This is a genomic window from Agrococcus casei LMG 22410 (assembly GCF_900163565.1).
GTDB classification, from domain to species: Bacteria; Actinomycetota; Actinomycetes; order Actinomycetales; family Microbacteriaceae; genus Agrococcus; species Agrococcus casei.
The window spans coordinates 1-16,250 of record NZ_FUHU01000022.1; the positions used below are offsets into that span (position 1 = coordinate 1).

At 64.7% G+C, this 16,250-nt stretch carries 19 protein-coding genes; 12 read left to right on the forward strand and 7 right to left on the reverse strand.

The genetic code is table 11. From position 1 onward, the window contains the following. The first annotated feature begins 85 nt into the window (after positions 1–85). From CZ674_RS04590 to CZ674_RS04605, 4 genes are all read left to right on the forward strand, one after another. Positions 86–628 carry a Mu transposase C-terminal domain-containing protein gene (locus CZ674_RS04590; RefSeq protein ID WP_234988425.1) on the forward strand — a complete coding sequence of 181 codons (543 nt, stop codon included), beginning with the start codon at positions 86–88 and terminating at the stop codon, positions 626–628. Then, positions 628–1,545: a TniB family NTP-binding protein gene (locus CZ674_RS04595; RefSeq protein WP_086991364.1), complete on the forward strand. Its 918-nt coding sequence runs from the start codon at positions 628–630 to the stop codon at positions 1,543–1,545. Before CZ674_RS04590 ends, CZ674_RS04595 begins: the two co-directional genes overlap by 1 nt. Continuing rightward, positions 1,542–2,786 carry a TniQ family protein gene (locus CZ674_RS04600; RefSeq protein ID WP_086991365.1) on the forward strand — a complete coding sequence of 415 codons (1,245 nt, stop codon included), beginning with the start codon at positions 1,542–1,544 and terminating at the stop codon, positions 2,784–2,786. Before CZ674_RS04595 ends, CZ674_RS04600 begins: the two co-directional genes overlap by 4 nt. Before the next feature lie 99 nt (positions 2,787–2,885). Next, positions 2,886–3,512 carry a recombinase family protein gene (locus CZ674_RS04605; RefSeq protein WP_086991366.1) on the forward strand — a complete coding sequence of 209 codons (627 nt, stop codon included), beginning with the start codon at positions 2,886–2,888 and terminating at the stop codon, positions 3,510–3,512. 391 nt (positions 3,513–3,903) lie between these two features. On the opposite strand, the gene CZ674_RS04610 is transcribed toward CZ674_RS04605, so the two are convergent. After that, complete coding sequence (locus CZ674_RS04610) at positions 3,904–4,347, reverse strand: nitroreductase family protein (RefSeq protein ID WP_086991367.1); 444 nt, start codon at positions 4,345–4,347, stop codon at positions 3,904–3,906. Positions 4,348–4,448: 101 nt separating this feature from the next. Here CZ674_RS04610 and CZ674_RS14130 point away from each other — a divergent pair, with 101 nt between their 5' ends. The 3 genes from CZ674_RS14130 (at position 4,449) to CZ674_RS04625 (ending at position 7,776) form a co-directional block, all read left to right on the forward strand. Further along, positions 4,449–4,697 carry a hypothetical protein gene (locus CZ674_RS14130; protein WP_159456895.1) on the forward strand — a complete coding sequence of 83 codons (249 nt, stop codon included), beginning with the start codon at positions 4,449–4,451 and terminating at the stop codon, positions 4,695–4,697. Positions 4,698–5,050: 353 nt separating this feature from the next. Continuing rightward, on the forward strand, positions 5,051–6,832 hold the full coding sequence (locus CZ674_RS04620; protein WP_086991368.1) for a multicopper oxidase family protein: 1,782 nt from the start codon (positions 5,051–5,053) through the stop codon (positions 6,830–6,832). Positions 6,833–6,990: 158 nt separating this feature from the next. Further along, positions 6,991–7,776, forward strand: coding sequence for an acetoin reductase (locus CZ674_RS04625; protein ID WP_025104939.1), 786 nt, complete (start codon positions 6,991–6,993; stop codon positions 7,774–7,776). Between the two features lie 236 nt (positions 7,777–8,012). Here CZ674_RS04625 and CZ674_RS04630 read toward each other — a convergent pair whose 3' ends face one another. After that, entirely contained in the window at positions 8,013–8,939 is a 927-nt protein-coding gene (locus tag CZ674_RS04630) for an ATP-dependent DNA ligase (RefSeq protein ID WP_327078614.1), read from the reverse strand. Positions 8,940–9,016: 77 nt separating this feature from the next. After that, positions 9,017–9,244 (reverse strand): DUF2188 domain-containing protein, encoded by a 228-nt coding sequence (locus tag CZ674_RS04635; protein ID WP_086991369.1) that lies wholly within the window; start codon positions 9,242–9,244, stop codon positions 9,017–9,019. A gap of 125 nt (positions 9,245–9,369) precedes the next feature. Between CZ674_RS04635 and CZ674_RS04640 the strand changes: the two genes are divergently transcribed. Then, on the forward strand, positions 9,370–9,642 hold the full coding sequence (locus CZ674_RS04640; protein WP_086991370.1) for a hypothetical protein: 273 nt from the start codon (positions 9,370–9,372) through the stop codon (positions 9,640–9,642). A 151-nt stretch (positions 9,643–9,793) separates the two neighbouring features. On the opposite strand, the gene CZ674_RS04645 is transcribed toward CZ674_RS04640, so the two are convergent. The 3 genes from CZ674_RS04645 to CZ674_RS04655 form a co-directional block, all read right to left on the reverse strand. Beyond that, a complete protein-coding gene (locus tag CZ674_RS04645; RefSeq protein ID WP_086991371.1) occupies positions 9,794–10,144 on the reverse strand; it encodes a hypothetical protein in 351 nt (116 codons plus the stop codon). A gap of 226 nt (positions 10,145–10,370) precedes the next feature. Further along, positions 10,371–10,952, reverse strand: coding sequence for a recombinase family protein (locus CZ674_RS04650; RefSeq protein ID WP_086991372.1), 582 nt, complete (start codon positions 10,950–10,952; stop codon positions 10,371–10,373). A gap of 394 nt (positions 10,953–11,346) precedes the next feature. Continuing rightward, entirely contained in the window at positions 11,347–11,910 is a 564-nt protein-coding gene (locus CZ674_RS04655; protein WP_086991373.1) for a hypothetical protein, read from the reverse strand. Positions 11,911–12,202: 292 nt separating this feature from the next. Between CZ674_RS04655 and CZ674_RS04660 the strand changes: the two genes are divergently transcribed. The 4 genes from CZ674_RS04660 (at position 12,203) to CZ674_RS04675 (ending at position 15,594) form a co-directional block, all read left to right on the forward strand. After that, positions 12,203–12,799 (forward strand): recombinase family protein, encoded by a 597-nt coding sequence (locus tag CZ674_RS04660; protein WP_086991374.1) that lies wholly within the window; start codon positions 12,203–12,205, stop codon positions 12,797–12,799. A 7-nt stretch (positions 12,800–12,806) separates the two neighbouring features. Then, positions 12,807–14,204, forward strand: a complete 1,398-nt coding sequence (locus CZ674_RS04665; RefSeq protein WP_086991375.1) for a Mu transposase C-terminal domain-containing protein — start codon at positions 12,807–12,809, stop codon at positions 14,202–14,204. Next, on the forward strand, positions 14,201–15,019 hold the full coding sequence (locus CZ674_RS04670) for an AAA family ATPase (protein WP_037161208.1): 819 nt from the start codon (positions 14,201–14,203) through the stop codon (positions 15,017–15,019). Before CZ674_RS04665 ends, CZ674_RS04670 begins: the two co-directional genes overlap by 4 nt. 254 nt (positions 15,020–15,273) lie before the next feature. Then, positions 15,274–15,594, forward strand: a complete 321-nt coding sequence (locus CZ674_RS04675) for a hypothetical protein (protein ID WP_086991376.1) — start codon at positions 15,274–15,276, stop codon at positions 15,592–15,594. Positions 15,595–15,599: 5 nt separating this feature from the next. On the opposite strand, the gene CZ674_RS04680 is transcribed toward CZ674_RS04675, so the two are convergent. Next, positions 15,600–16,250: IS30 family transposase (locus CZ674_RS04680; RefSeq protein WP_143244636.1), on the reverse strand; the 651-nt coding region annotated here is incomplete at its 5' end.

Consider the following 16,250-nt stretch of genomic DNA (forward strand, 5'->3'; position numbering starts at 1 on the left):
CGCAACCGCGGCCTGATCCACAAAGAGACCGTCTACAAAACTTGACACAGCCCAGACAGCAGGGGTCCAGGAGGCAGCGCCGTCGATGGTCACGGATGCATCCACGTTCCTGGTGGACTTTTTGCCCGTCGTGCGCCGGAAGCTGACACGGACGGGGTTCGTGATCGACCACGTGCACTATTTTCGGAACGGGCTAAAGCCGTGGATCGCGCGCCGTAGCCAGATGGAACGATTCGTGATCCGCCGAGATCCGCGGGACATCAGCCGTATCTGGGTGCTCGATCCCGACGATGGTTCCTATATGCCTGTGCCGTACCGGACGCTGTCGTACCCGGCTGTCAGCGTGTGGGAGCACCGCGCCGCTCTGGAACGACTGCGCGCTGAGGGCCGAGAGCAGGTAGACGAAGACGCCCTGTTCCGCACGGTCGAGCACATGCGCACGATCACCGAAACTGCAAGCTCCACCACCCGCAAGGCACGTCGTAACGCCGAACGTCGCAAACGGGGCGGAACCGCAGACGAAATCTCTATGACTCGCCCGCCGCCTGACCTTCTACCGCCCGAGGGGAAAAGCGGACCGGCTACTGAGGACCGCGTGATGCCCTTCGAAGAGATCGAACAGTGGTGATGGACGCGGAAGCCGTGACTGCGGACGCGGACCTCACGCATCTGCATCCCAGCGCGCAACCGATCACACGCCTTCCCGCGGATGAGCGGCTGAGGCATGTGCGCGCTGACCGGTGGATCGGATACTCTCGCGCGTCCGAGGCACTGGAGCGGTTGGAGGCCCTGTACGAGTGGCCGAAGAAGCAGCGCATGCCGAACCTGCTGCTGTTGGGGCCGACCAATAACGGCAAGTCGATGATCATCGAGAAGTTCCGCCGTCTCCACCCGCCGATCTCCCACGTCGAGCTTGAACAGGTGCCGGTCCTGGCCGTGCAGATGCCATCAGACCCGTCGGTGTCCCGGTTCTACGTCGCGCTGCAAGCAGCGCTGGGAGCACCGCTTCGCCCTCGACAACGCGTACCGGAGATGGAACAGGCAACGTTGTCCCTGTTGCGGGCGGTCGGAGTGCGGGTGCTGGTGATTGATGAGCTGCACAACGTGCTGGCCGGTCGCGGTGACACCCGACGCGAGTTCCTGAACGTGCTGAGGTTTCTGGGCAACGAGTTGCGTATCCCGTTGGTCGGGGTCGGCACGCGCGAGGCATATATGGCAATCCGATCCGACGACCAGCTGGAAAACCGTTTCGAGCCCTTCGCTTTGCCGCGTTGGGAGCCCAACGATGAGGGGCGCACGCTGCTGGCCAGTTTCGCGGCAGCCTTCCCTCTTCGCCGACGCTCGGTCATCGACACGGAGGATATGGCACGCTACCTCCTCACCCGCAGCGAGGGAACCATCGGGGAACTCACCCGTCTTCTCACCGACGCCGCCGTTGCAGCGATCGAGACAGGCGAGGAAGCGATCAATCAGCGCACCCTCCTTGTCGCTCCCTACGTCGGACCCGCGGAACGGCGACGTCTGTTCGAGCGCGAACTGCCATGACGCATCGGTGGCCGCTTCACCCGCCGCCCGGCCATGGCGAAGCACTGAGCTCGTGGCTTCACAGGCTCGCCACTGTGTACGGGATGCCCCTCGACCAGCTTGTTCGCCACGACCTCACTCCACCCGGCGCTCCCGTGCCGGGGTCGATCGGGTCGCTGGACCTGGAGGTGCCCTCGGAGCTAATCACGATTCTGGCGGCGCGCACGGGTGTGCCACCAGCGCAGGTGCGTCGAATGACAGTCGCTGGTTGGGTGCCATGGCTTCTCGATTCGCTCCAGCCTGAGCCGACGCCCGGCGCTGCGTTCGACACCTATGTGCGCCAAGGCTCCGTGATCGTCACATTCAAGGAACGTCCGCACCGAGAAGTGTTGAACTGGAGGGCGTGGCTGCCACTCAACTCCAAGAACAGACCTGTCAGCCGCGCGTGCCCGGCGTGCGTGGGGAGCGCGACAGACGGGGTGCCGCTGATTGTGCAACTTCCCATCACGCTCACCTGCCCCCACCACGGTCGCTGGCTCGACCCTGCCTATGGAACATTCGCGTTCTTCGGCTGGGAGCACAGCAAGACGAACGACCGGCCCGTTCCGCGACCCGTCGCGATCCAGGATGCACGCACTGAAGAAGCTCTGAGTACCGGTACGGTCGTCCTACCACGCCGAACAGTCCACGTTGGAGTGTGGTTCCGCTTGCTGCGCACCGTCATCGAGGAGCTCTCGATTCCAGTCTCCACGCTTAGGGTCCGCCCGCGCCGCGCCATCGAACTCATCTGGCGCACGGCTGGGCACCCAGTTCGGGCTGGCATCATCGGTGCCGCGCGAACCTACGAGACACTACCCTGGCCGCAGCAAGAGATGTTTCTTGAAGCCGCCGCGACAGCTATTCATCTGGTCGAAACCGGAGATATTGAAGCACCCGGCACACTCGGTCACCTCTTGACGCCCGAGCCAGATCGACCAGCTCACGACGGCTTGCCGCCGCGCGACATCTGGGACGAGGCGCGTGAAGCGATGAGCGAAGCCCTCGCTCTCGCGCAGCAAGACCCGCTTGTCGCAGAGCGCATGCTCGCGATCCTGACGAGCCTTACGCGAACTGAGAAGACATTTCAGAGCATCCGTGGGGATTTGATCAGCCTCGACGTTCCCGATGCTTTCCTTCCGCAGACGCTCGCCACCATGCGTGCACGGAGGACAGCACCGGGATTGTCACACAACAGCCCAGTAGCCATCGTTCGCAAGACATAGAATAAATGACGGGTACTGTGACGATCACGGTGGTCTGATCCGGATCAAAAGGAATTGTCACCCAAACGGTCGTATACGTGACAACCAAAGGAGATCACATTGCTGGTGGGCTACATGCGCGTCTCGAAAGCCGATGGATCACAGAACACTGATTTGCAACGCGATGCACTCGTCGCCGCGGGCGTTCACGCCGATGCTTTCTATGAAGACCACGCGTCCGGGAAGAAAGATGACCGCCCGCAACTTGTCGCATGCGTCAAAGCTCTCCGCGAAGGGGACACGTTGGTCATCTGGAAGCTTGATCGCCTCGGCCGTGACCTGCGCCATCTGGTTAACGTCGTTCATGATCTGACCCAACGCGGGATCGGATTGAAGGTTCTTGCCGGCGAAGGTTCCGCCATTGACACCTCCACATCGTCTGGCAAACTCGTCTTCGGGATATTCGCTGCCCTGGCTGAGTTCGAACGCGAACTCATCCGAGAGCGCACACTCGCTGGCCTGGCGGCCTCTCGCGCCCGAGGCCGTAGAGGCGGCCGGCCCTACAAGATGACCGCGGCCAAGATTCGACTCGCCATGGCCTCGATGGGCCAACCCGATACAACCGTCGGCGACCTCTGCAAAGAACTCGGAGTGAGTCGCCAGACCTTGTATCGACATGTTTCGCCCACCGGTGAGCTGCGCGACGACGGACGCAGAGTGCTAACGCAATCTCAAAGACGCAGGTGACGGAGCCTAACGGTCTAACGGCCCGTGGCCGGCCCAAGGGCCCACACCACACCACACCACACCACACCACATCGAGCGTGGAGTCACGGGACGTCCGCCTAGGACAGGAGCTCGCGTGCCGTTTGTGTCGCCGCCTTCTGACAAACTGCACGGTTGTGCACAGGACTTCAGACGCTCAGGTGCCATTTGTCGGCTGCACTACGCCCAGGACTATGTGATTAACCGTGTCGTCGACTTCGGACACTGACAGCTCTGCTCCGCTCCAGCGGCCGTTCGAATGTGTAGCGGTGAACGACCCCTCAGCGGGCCGCCGGTTCACTGTCATCGTGCAGTCGCGATCCTGTAGGTTCTGGCTCAGGGAGTTCTCATGCGTCGCGCACGGATACCCCGGTCACGGCTCTGCGGCATCTGCCCGAAGTGAGGCCCGGGGGTCGAGGATCGGGCGCGACGAGCTCGTCAGGCGGGCCCGCAGGGCGTCGTCGATGCTGCCGACGTACAGCCAGCCCATCAGCAGTTCGTGATCGGCCAGCCCGTGCGTGGCCCGTACTTCGGGCGAGTTGGCCAGGTGTCCCGTGCGCCATTTGACGCCCCAGCCGGCCTGCCAGAGGGCCAGTTGGAGCAGGTGGCCGACGCCGGCGGCGGTGGCGTGCTGTTCCCATTCGGGCACGTCGGGGTGTTCTCGAGGGCTGGCGACCAGGGCGATGAGCAGCTCCGCGCGGAAGGGCTTGGGGTTGCGCTCCCCAGGTTCGCGGTCGACGCTGCCGACGGCGTCCAGTGCCTCGCCGAGTCGGGTGCGGTCCTCGCCACGGAGTGTGATGAGCCGCCACGTCGGCATTCGCGAACCATCCGAAGAACCTGTCGGCGCCGGCCGCGTCGAGAAAGATGTTGGCCCCGGGCCGAACTGGTTCGCAGTTCGCCCTTGGGTATGGTCCTCCCTTGGACGTCCTTGGAGGCGATCGAGCACAGGCACCGCCCCAGCGCGAACGCCGCCAGCCCGACCAGGATCACGACCCCGGCGACCAGGCCCTGCCCGAGCGCGGCGGTTCCGGCGATCACTCCCGCCGAAGCGGCCTGCACCAGAGCGCCGGAGATGAACACCCACTTGCGGAACCGCACACGGACGATGAGTGGCGTGAGGAACGCCTGCGGGAGCATCGAGAGCGACTCGCGGATCGGCACCAGTAGGCCCGTCAGCGCCACGGGAACGCCGAGGGCGTTGAACAGCCACGGCAGCACGGTCGAGGCGTTGACGATCTGATCGCCCGAGGACTGGAGCGCGTTGGCGGCCACCAGTCGAAGTCCATTGGGCGCGAGATTGCGTCGCACCTCAGGATCGAGCTCCTGCTCGGCCCGCTTGTCCCGGTGCAACACCGCCGAGTAGATCCGCTCCCCAGCGCTCATACCCGGGAATCTAGACCGCGCCCGCGACATCCGCGAGACCTCTGTTCGACGCTCGCGTCTGCGCGCGGAACTCCATCCGTTATGCCCGTGTGCGCATAGTCCCACGACACGTCGGGCGGGCTGGTAGCGTGTAGCGCATGGCCGCCGCGCAGCACATGCCTCTGACGCCGTTCGTCGACGTTCTGCCGTTGCCCGAGCGCCTGCTCGCGCGCGATCACAACGGCCGTCTGACGGTGCGGATCCGTACCGGCTCACACAGCTTCCATCGCGATCTGCCCCGGTCGCGTGTGTGGGGCTACGACGGCACGCTCCCAGGCCCGACGATCGAGGCTGAGCGCGGCCACCCGGTCCGCGTCGAGTGGCGCAACGAGCTTGACGGCGGGCTGCCCGTCATCGTAACGATGGCCGGCGACGAGGTCGACGCCGACGGTGTGCCTGTGCAGTGCAGTCCCGGTCTGAGCGGCGGCACGCCGGACCCGCACGCCGCGGCGCTGACGGGACACTCGGTCGTGCACCTGCACGGTGGCCTGACACCGGCCGTGTACGACGGCTGGACCGAGAACCTCTTCGCACCCGGCCAGCTCGCCGTATTTGACTACCCGATGGACCAACGCGCGACGCTGCTCTGGTACCACGACCACGTGATGGGCGTCACTCGGTTCGACGTATACGCCGGGCTGGCGGGACTGTGGATCATCCGCGACCAGCGCGAACGTGACCTCGGGCTGCCCGAGGGACCACCGTACGAGGTGCCGCTGCTGCTGCAGGACCGTAACTTCGGACTCGACGAGGGCGGTCGGCTGACCGGCCAGCTGGTGCACAAGACCGACCCTGGGGTGATGGAGGCCTTCGCGCCGTTCACGGTCGTCAACGGCAAAGTCTGGCCTATCCTCGACGTCCAGCCCGCCACGTACCGCTTCCGCGTGCTCAACGGCTCCAACGCCCGCACCTTCCGGCTCGTGCTGCTGCGAGACGGCGTGCCCGAATTCGATCGCATCACTCAGATCGGCACCGACTCGGGCCTACTCCGCGAGCCCGTCGCGCTGCCACCCGACGGGCTGGTCCTCGCCTCAGCCGAGCGCGCCGACCTGCTCGTCGACTTCTCGGACCTTCAACCGGGCACCGAGCTCACGCTCTACAACACCGCCGGCGCTCCGTTCGATGGCGCGCCCTTTCCCGCCGCTGATGCCGCCGATGCCGCGGATCTCGACGCGCTGCTGCCGTACCCCCAGGTCATGCGTTTCCGTGTCGTCCCGGGCCCGGTCGCGCACCGTCCGGTGCCCCGCGAACTGGCGACCGACTTCGCCCTGCCAAAACCCGAGGAGCTGGACGCGGCGCCGCGGCGTGCCATCGCGCTTGTCGAGCGCGAGTTCGAGGACGTACCCAACATGCTGACCATGCGTGAGCTCGCCGTTGTCGACGACGAGGACGAGACGACCGGTCCGCTGATCACCCTCACCGACGGCGACCACACGACGCGCTACCGCGCGGTTGCCGCCCACTTCGAGGACACCGCCACGTTCTTCCCGATGCTCGGCCAGTACGAGATCTGGCAGCTCATCAACCTCACCGATGACACGCACCCCATCCACATCCACCTCGATCCCTTCCAGGTCCTCGCGCGCCGGCCCATCGGCTGGGAGATCCCCGACGACGGCATCGGCGATCTCGACCTCAGCGCGCGGATCACTCTCGGTCGCGACCCCGACGACGAGCTCGACCACGTCATCGACGCCAACGAGCGCGGGCTCAAAGACACAGTCCGCGTCAACCCCCACGAAATCGTCGAGATCGCCGTCCGGTTCCACGCCTACAGCGGCCGCTACATGTACCACTGCCACATCCTCGAGCACGAGGATCGCGATATGATGCGGCCCTTTGTGACCATGCCTCCCGAACTCATGCCGTTCATGGCGTGACCCTGGCACGTCAGGAGCGCCAGGGAATACAAATCGATTCGCCATGTTAAAGTGGGAGACGGGCAGCCACTTCTGCTGGCCCTGCACTGTACGACGCGCGAGGCCCGCGAACATCGAATCTGCTGGGCGCCCGTTCGCGTTTGAGAAGGAGTACGAGAATGGCTATTCAGGATAAGGTCGCATTGGTCACCGGAGCCGGGCAGGGGATCGGGCGCGGCATCGCGCTTCGTCTCGCCGCCGACGGTTTTGACATCGCCGTCGCGGACATCGAGCCGCAGCGCGAGAAGGGTGATTCGGTCGTCGCCGAGATCGAGCAGCTGGGCCGAAAAGCGGTCTTCGTCGCTGCGGACGTGTCGAAGCGCGACCAGGTCGTTGCCGCTGTCGACGCAGCCGCCGAACAGCTCGGCGGGTTCGATGTGATCGTCAACAACGCCGGCATCGCCCAGATCAAGCCCGTACTCGAGATCACCGCCGAAGAGCTCGATCAGATCTTCCGGATCAACGTCGACAGCGTGGTCTGGGGCATCCAGGCGGCCGCAGCGAAGTTCGAACAGCTCGGTCACGGTGGAAAGATCATCTCCGCGGCATCCATCGCGTCGATCCAGGGGTTCCCCATCCTCAGCGCGTATTCGGCCTCGAAGTTCGCCGTTCGCGGCTTCACCCAGGCGGCCGCGCAGGAGCTCGCTCCGAAGGGCATCACGGTGAACGCTTACGCGCCCGGCATCGTCGGCACCGGCATGTGGGAACTCATCGACGCCGAGCTCAGCAAGATCAACGGCAAGCCACTCGGCCAGAACCTCAAGGAAAACGTGGAGGGCATCGCGCTCGGCCGCATCGAGACCCCCGAGGACGTCGCGAAGGTCGTGTCGTTCTTCGCCGGCCCCGACTCGGACTACGTCACCGGCCAGGTGCTTCTCGTCGACGGCGGCATGCTTTACAACTGAGTCATCACTGACCGTCTCACCACCCGCCGCGCGTCGGCGTGTGACCCTCCCGGGCGCCCTCCGGTATCGGCAGCTCAGCCCGCAGACCGAGCAGTCGGAAAGGCCTCGTGAAGATCAGACGAAGTCACGACCGGATCGTACTCACCTGCCCCTCGACGCGACCTGCGTCGGGGGGCTTTTTCGCGCCCACAAATCGGCGCCCAGTGGTGCAGCCACCTCGATACGCCTGTACTGAATTACGTATCGAACGCGTCAGCCGCAACCTCCGCGAGCTCGAGGTCAGGGCGCGCACGCACGAACCGCACGGCATGACGGAATGAGCCACCGGTCATCGCAACGTCGGCGGAGATCTCCACGACGATCGGATCGACCAGGGTGAGATCGACGGCGGCGCGGCCGCCGCGGTTGAACCTGTCGATGGCGCCGGGCTTCACCTGGCCCGGCCACGGGTGCGCGCCGTCCAGCTCTCGCAGCAGCTTCCCCAGCGTCCGCGCCGTGGCGGGCGCCAACGGGGAGGTGCGACCCACAATGCGCAACTCCTCCCCCGCGGGTAGCCCCAGCACGAGCTGTTCGGGCCGCTCTCGCGTACCGATGACGGCGGCGCAGATGACGTCGCGCGTGGAGCGGTGTTTGAGCTTCAACCAGTCGCGCTCGCCTCCGCGGTACGGCTGGCCGGCGCCCTTCGCCACGAGCCCCTCGATGCCGGACTGTACGAGTGTGGCGAACCACTCCCCCGCTTCGGTTTCGTCCTCCGTGACGGGCGACAGGTGCAGCGGTGGCTGCCACTCTCCCGCGAGCTCGGTCAGGAGGGAGCGGCGGTCTCGCAGAGGTAGCGGGCGGGTGTCCTGGTGCGCGACAGCGAGGACGTCGAACGCGGCATACGAAGCGGGCTGTTCGCGCGCGAGGCGTGCGACGGTGCTGGGTCGGCTGTTCATGCGGCGCAGCAGAGCGTCGAAGTCGAGCTTGCCGTCCGACCAGACAACGGCCTCGCCGTCGACGATCACACCTTCGGGCAGCAGCTCGGCCGCGGCGATCAGCTCGGGGAAGTACCGGGTGAGGTCCTTCCCCTGGCGCGACCAGAGGGACACGTCCTCATCTCGGACGATGACGAGCCTGAACCCGTCCCACTTCGGCTCGTACAGCACACCCCCGGGCAGAGACACGGGGTGGAGGAAGGATGACACCGGCCGGGCGAGCGCCACCTCGAACGGCGGGCTGAGCCCGGCCGGCATCGCCATGCTCAGCCCTTTACGCCCCGCGGATCGTGACCGTAGGAGGTTCGCTCGCCGATCTGACCGTTCTCGTTGCGGATGATGTGCTCGACCTTCCGCTGGCGGGCCATCTCCCGTCCCGCCTCGACGGCCTCGTGCTTGGTCACGTAACTCTCGGGAACGGTCACGCCGGTTCCCTCGATACGGTTATGCCACGCGCCGTCGCGGTGGTAGGTCTCGACGTCCCCTGTCGGCATGATGCCTCCTGCTCGATCGGTTTCTACTTCCCTCAGATGTACCGACCCGAGCCGCCAGCCGGGAGAGGCTTGCATCGCGGAGCCCGTTCAGTACGCGCGCACCGCTCCCCCGTACGCTCGACGTCGTGCTGATCGGAATGATTCGCCCTACGGCGACGGCAAACCTCACCGCCCACTCCCACGTGCAAGCGGATCTCCGCGACGGGCTCGAGCGCCAGGTGCCAGCAGGGCACGAACTCACCCACGCGCGCGTGGAAATGGTGAAGGGGTCGACCGAACTCATCGGGCACGGCCGCTACCGATCCGCAGAGTTTCACGAGATCGAAGCTGACGACATGACGGCGCTACGGGCGAAGGTGCCCGAAGGCTGGCAGCTCCTCAACGTCCGTTCCGTATGACACTCTCCTGGTCGGAAGTGCGCGACCTCCTCTCCGTCGCCGGAGCAACCGACGTGGACGAACTGATTCGCATGCTGCACGAAGACCTTGGCGACTGACCCTAGTCATTCGCATTGACTGTCAGCTCGCGCATCTGTGCGTTTAACGATCGCTAGCTGGCACCTCGGCGGCGCGGGTATGGAGGATACGTCATGCGGCCGGCGAATGCGGCTCGGTGCGGGCGCAGCGCATCTCCTGGCCATTCGCTCATCTCGTAGATGCGGCGGCTGACTTCAACCCGAGGAGCGGGCGGCTCGCCATCGTTGACGATCTGGCTCACCCTCCCAGCAGAAAGCGCTGCGGCCTCCGCGATGAGGGTCTGAGGGACGCCCTCGGCGCGTGCGATCTTGATAGCGTCCGTTGCTAGCGACTCCAGCTCCCCGGCAAACTGCCGGAGAGCGTGAAGCAACCGCGCCGATTCGATCACATCGGCCAGCGCGTTCTGTCGGTCTTCATCGGTCATATGGCTAAGTTTAGTGAAGTGAACTTAGTGTTGCCAGTGTCCGTTTGGGGATCGTTCCACGAGACGCTTGGAAGCCGACTCTGAGCGATCAGAGAGCGCCGCCGTTTCTGTCAGTGTTCGAAGTCGTCGGCACAGCTGGCCCTAGTTTTTCGGGCATTTTGCTGGGGACTGTCGACAACGCCCGATCTGTACTGGTGTGGACAAACCGACACTTTGCGGCTGAGTGCTAGTCGGTGAGTGCTCGTGAGCGGCGGTAGAAGGTTGCGCGGGACATTCCGAGGTCGCGGGCGACCTGGGCTGTTGGCTGGCCGCTTTGTACGAGGTGGAGGGCGTTCCGGATCTGGCTGTCCGTGACTCGCTGTCGGCGTCCGCCGAGATCCTTGCCGGCGATGCGTCGTTTGCTGATCGAGTCAACGATGCGCTCGCGCTTGATTTGGTGTTCCATCTGCGCGAGCGCGGCCATGACGGTGAATAGCATCGACCCCATCGGCGTGGATGTGTCGACGTCGCCGCCTCCAAGGTTCAGTACGCGCAATCCTGCGCCTCGAGCGCGGAGCTCGTCTGCGAAGGCGAGCATGTTTTGTGTCGATCGGCCCAATCGATCCAGTGTGGTGATGACGAGAGTGTCGCCGGTTTCGATTGCTTCGATCGCACGATCGAATTGGGGGCGAGATGCGCGGGCACCGGAGACTCCGTGATCGGTGTACAGATCATCTCGGCGGACGCCCGCAGCCAGAAGGTCGGCTTCTTGGCGATCCGTTGACTGCTGACGGGTGGACACTCGTGCGTAGCCGATCAGCTTTGCCATTTCAGGGTTCTCCAGATGTCTCGCAACTAAGGGTGAGTACTCGTATCTAGTCAATCACTTGCGAGACATAGTTGCGAGAATCGCCGAGCCTGGGAAACTCGCGAACTATGTCAATGTCCGAAGCCCTCAACACTCAGGCAGATGAGACGTCTCGTAAGCCTAGGGTTACGCGACACTTTGCGGGTGGTTTCGACTAGTGGACCAGATGAACGCACGAGGCCCCCCATTTCGGAAGTGCTGGTTGCGCGGAAACCCGAAGGTCGTAGCGTGAGCCATAGATCTACGTTGGGGTGCTGCAAGCCCGGGAAAATCCGGCAGTGGCCGCTGGTGGAGCGAATGAACAGATGAGAGAGACTCGGCCCTCAACGCAGATAATTCCTGAGAAGGGCGGGCCTCAGTATTTTGCGCGGATCCACTCGGTGACGGGTTCAAAGACCGTGTCAAGAGTTGGCGTTGATGCGTCGAGGGCAGCGATGTTCCTCAGGATGATCCCGTGTTCGTATTCGATTCGTTTCGTGGCAATGCCGGTTGTCCGATCGATGACCATGGTCTGTCTCATCGCGGGATCCTCTCCGTGCTCGAACGTGAGAAGTAGCGATCTTTGGCCGACGGATTGAAGGAGGACAGGACGGAAGTGCGTCGAACGAGCCCCCCAAATTAGAAACTCGGTTGGCCATAGCATCCTCAACTGACTTGGTAGAGAGGCGATAAAATCGATCGGGTGCGGTGCTCCGTGAGCGTAGTCGACTACGCCTTCGGAGTAAGACCATCTCGCGCCGCTATCGAGCACCATCTCCCAGACCGCCGCCGGTTCGTTCACCCAGAATCGAAACTGGTGAATTCCTTGTCGATCTTGACTCACGCCGTCCACTTGGAAAGCTCGCGGCCCAGCCAATGCGGCGATGTCGGAGCGAACGCGGTCGTCGTCCATGGGGTCCAGAACGCGGTTAAGGAGCATAGTTATCAGTCTGCCCGTGCGGACCAGTCATGGACAAACAGTTAGCAGCTGGCCAGTCGCGGCGCGCGACGTGTCTCGAAACCTCGGTGTCTCGTAACGCATGGGATACGAGACAGTCGCCCCACCTCGCGCGATCGGCTGACACACACGAGTGTTGAGGACTTCGGACAGAAGTGCCGACGACTCCGGACATCGACAACACCTCTGCGACTCACACGCCTGGCGGGCTGTCCCGTAAGACCCGTCCGGTGAACTGTCCGGTGAGGGGAGGCTATATGACACACTGGGGAGCATGTCCCCCTTGAAGGTCGGCTATGCCCGAGTCTCCACCGACGAGCAGGACCTGACCGCGCAGCGTGACGGACTCGCGGCGTTCGGCGTCGATCCCAAGCGCATCTACGTCGATCACGGGCTCACGGGCCGCAACGCCGACCGTGAGGGCCTGCGGCAGGCGCTGGCTGCCTGTCGGGACGGCGATACGTTCGTGGTCACCAAGCTCGATCGGCTGGCGCGTTCAGTCCGTGATGCCCACCAGATCGCCGACGACCTCGCGGCGCGGGAAGTGAAGCTGAGCATCGCCGGATCGGTGTACGACCCGACCGACCCGATGGGGAAACTGTTGTTCAACGTGCTGGCGATGGTCGCCGAGTTCGAAGCCGACCTCATCCGTGCCCGCACCCGCGAGGGGATGAAGGTCGCCAAGGCCAAGGGCCGGCTGCGCGGGAAATCACCGAAACTCACCCCCCGGCAAGAAGCTCACCTCGTCCAGCTACATGCTGCCGACGAGCTCACCGTGGGCGAGCTGGCCGAGCTGTTCAGCGTGGGCCGCTCCACGGTCTACCGCGCCCTTCAGCGCGCCGAGCGCGGGCGCGAGAACGCCTTGCAGTAGGTGCGTCGTGGACGCTCGAGCGCGGTGGCGAATCCTCAGGCTCCACGTCGAGGACCAGGTGCCCCTCGCGCGCTTAGCTCGCGAGACCAATGTAGGGCTGCGGACCCTGGAGCGCTGGCACGCCCGCTACCGCGCCGACGGCTACGCCGGACTGGAGACAGCCTCACGGGCGGACGCCGGCTCCCGCCGCCTTCCGCCCGACCTCGTCGACCTGATCGAGGGCCTGGCACTGAGCAAGCCGCGGCCGGCCATCGCCACGATCCATCGCAAAGTCACGGGCATCTGCGCCGCCCGGAGGTGGCCGGTCCCCTCCTACTCGGTGGTGTGGGACATCGTGCGGACCCTGGATCCCGGCATGGTCACCCTCGCCCTGGAGGGCGCAGCGTCCTACCGCGACAAGCACGAGCTGGTGCTACGCCGGCAAGCAGAGCTGCCCAACGCGATGTGGCAATCCGATCACACCATGCTCGACATCCTGGTGGTGGGCACCGACGGCAAGCCCGCACGGCCATGGCTGACAACGATCCTCGACGACTGCTCCCGGGCGGTCTGCGGCTACACAGTCTTCCTGGGCGCACCGTCGGCGATGAACACCGCACTGGCGCTGCGCCAAGCGATCTGGCACAAGACCGACCCGGCCTGGCCGATGTGCGGCCTGCCCGACGTGCTCTACGTCGACCACGGCAGCGACTTCACCAGTGACCAGCTCGCCCACACCGCCGTCGACCTCCACATCCGACTGATCCACTCCACCGTCGCCCGACCCCAGGGACGGGGCAAGATCGAGCGGTTCTTCGGCACCATCAACACCGAGCTACTCGCCACCCTGCCCGGACACATCACCGAAGGGCACCCCTGGCCGACACCGAAACTGTCCCTGGCCGCCCTCGATAGCGCCCTGGAGGCGTTCGTGGCCACCTACAACGACCGCACGCACAGCGAGCTCGGAACCTCCCCGCGCAGCGCGTGGATCGCCGATGGCTGGCTGCCCCGAATGCCCGAGAGCCTGGAAGACCTCGACAGACTGCTGTTGACCGTCGCCAAGACCCGCGTCGTGCGCCGCGATGGCATCCGCTTCCAGGGCCTGCGCTACGTCTCGCCAACTCTGGCCGGCTACGTCGGACGCTCGGTCGTGATCCGCTACGACCCCCGCGACATCACCGAGATCCGCGTCTTCGATCACGACGAATTCGTCTGCAAGGCCGTCAACCAAGAGCACCACGACCAGAAGGTCAGCCTCAAGGAGATCCAGGCCGCGCGCAACGCCCGCCGCCGGGCGCTGCGAGCCGGCATCAACGAACGCATCGCCCTCGTGGCCGCACCTACCGAGACGCCACGGATCACCGAAGCACCGGCTCCGGCGCCGAGGTCGGCGTTGAAGATCTACAAGGAGGACCTCAGGTGAGCCAGCGCTTCATCGTCACCAAGGAGCACCGCCGCTTCACCGAGTTCGCCGACGCCGTGCGCCGCGGGCACACCATCGGTTTGTGCTTCGGATCAGCCGGCGTAGGAAAGACACTCTCCGCGCGCCGCTACGCACACTACGAGAAGGCTCATGACCTGCTGACCTACTGGGGGCCGCGCTCCGACAACGACGCCAAGATCTACGCCGCCTTGAACCGGAGCCGCACCGTGCTCTACACCCCCAGCGTGCTGACCACCCCGCGGACCCTGAAGGACGAGCTGACCCAAGCCATCACCCGCACCAACATGTGCATCGAGCAGCACCTCGTACCTCCCGGCACGGCCACTCCCGAGGCCTGGGGATGGCGACACGGCAGGAACTACGTGGAGCTGATCATCGTCGACGAGGCCGAACGACTGCGTCCCGCCGCTCTGGAACTGCTGCGCGATCGCTACGACCGCGACGACATCGCCCTGATCCTGATCGGCATGCCCGGCCTGGAGAAGCAGTTCAGCCACTACCCCCAGTTCTACAGCCGAGTCGGCTTCGCCCACCAGTACCGGCCCCTGGGACAAGACGAACTGCTGTTCGTCCTCGAGCGACACTGGCGATCCCTCGGCAAGACCCTCGACCCCGACGACTTCACCGACGCCCAAGCCATCGCAGCCATCGCACGGATCACCCGCGGCAACTTCCGGCTCCTCGAACGCCTCTTCCCCCAGATCCAGCGGGTCCTGAAGATCAACGAACTCGACACCATCACCAACGACGTCATCGAAGCCGCACAGAGCACCCTGGTCATCGGTGTCACCTGACCCCGCCACGAAGCGACCGAAGAACCCCGCCATCCAGCAGACGAAGTCACATGTCGGACTTCGACGCTGCAGCGTCAGAATCGACGGCGGTCTCAACCGGTCAACGCACCACCCGCCTACTCTGTCAGGTCTTCGTGCCGTAGGTGCCATGTCTGCGGTAGCGAGACCCAGCGATGCCGCCCCCGTATCCTCGAGGGATGAACATGAGTCGTGGTCGCGCAGTTGGGAGTGCTTTCTCCGCGAAGGAGAAGACGGTGCTGGATCTTCTGTGCAGCGGGGATCACCCGTACCGTGAACTGGCTCGCGAGCAGCTCCGCGTCGCGTCGTGGGGTGGGTACCAGCTCGACGAGTGCGACTGCTTCCTTATCTCGGTTCCCAAGTTGCCGAAGGCAGCCCGGATCAGGCACGGTGGCGGACCGTTCTCTATCTTGGATGTCTCGCGCGCCGGAGAAGGGCTTGGCCAGCTCGATCTATGGGTCGTCGACGGTTACCTGCACTCCGTTGACTACATGACCTACGACGATCACGAGATGCTGCCTGACCTCGAAGATGACACTCTCGAGCCGCTCTACTGAGCCGTTTAGGCGAGCCTGCAAGCACGAAGTCGTTCGCGGCTGCTCAGCCAGTCAAGGACCTGGCGTGGACGTGTGTTGATCTTGTTCGCGATCTGATCGAGTTCGTCTTGAGTGAAGCGGTACAGGTCGGCGTTCTTCGCCAGGTACTGGCGTAGGAGCCGGTTGGTGTTCTCGTTCGAGCCTCGTTGCCACGGTGAGCGAGGATCGCAGAAGTAGACGTGGATGCCGAGGTCGTGGGCGAGTTGTTCGTGCTCTGACATCTCTCGACCTCGATCCCAAGTGATCGACCTCAACAGTGATTTCGGCATGCCGCGGAGGTTCTGGACGAGCGCGGCGCGGACGTCTGGGCCCTTGATGCCATCGAGCTTGACGAGGCGAACGATCCTGGTGGTGCGTTCCACGAGGGTTGCCACGGCGCTGGGGCGTCGCCCCATGACGAGGTCCCCTTCCCAATGCCCTACCTCGGTCCGGGTCTCGATCTGCTCTGGTCGATCATGGATAGAGACCATGTTCCGCAGCCGGCCCCGCCCGTGCCCGGTACGACGCGCTTTCCTCGAGGTGCGCATGCCGCGCCCCGACCGCAGATGCGTCTTCAGCGTCGAGGGGAGCGACAGGCGCGAGCTGATGTAGAGGGTCCGGTAGATAGCCTCGTGCGA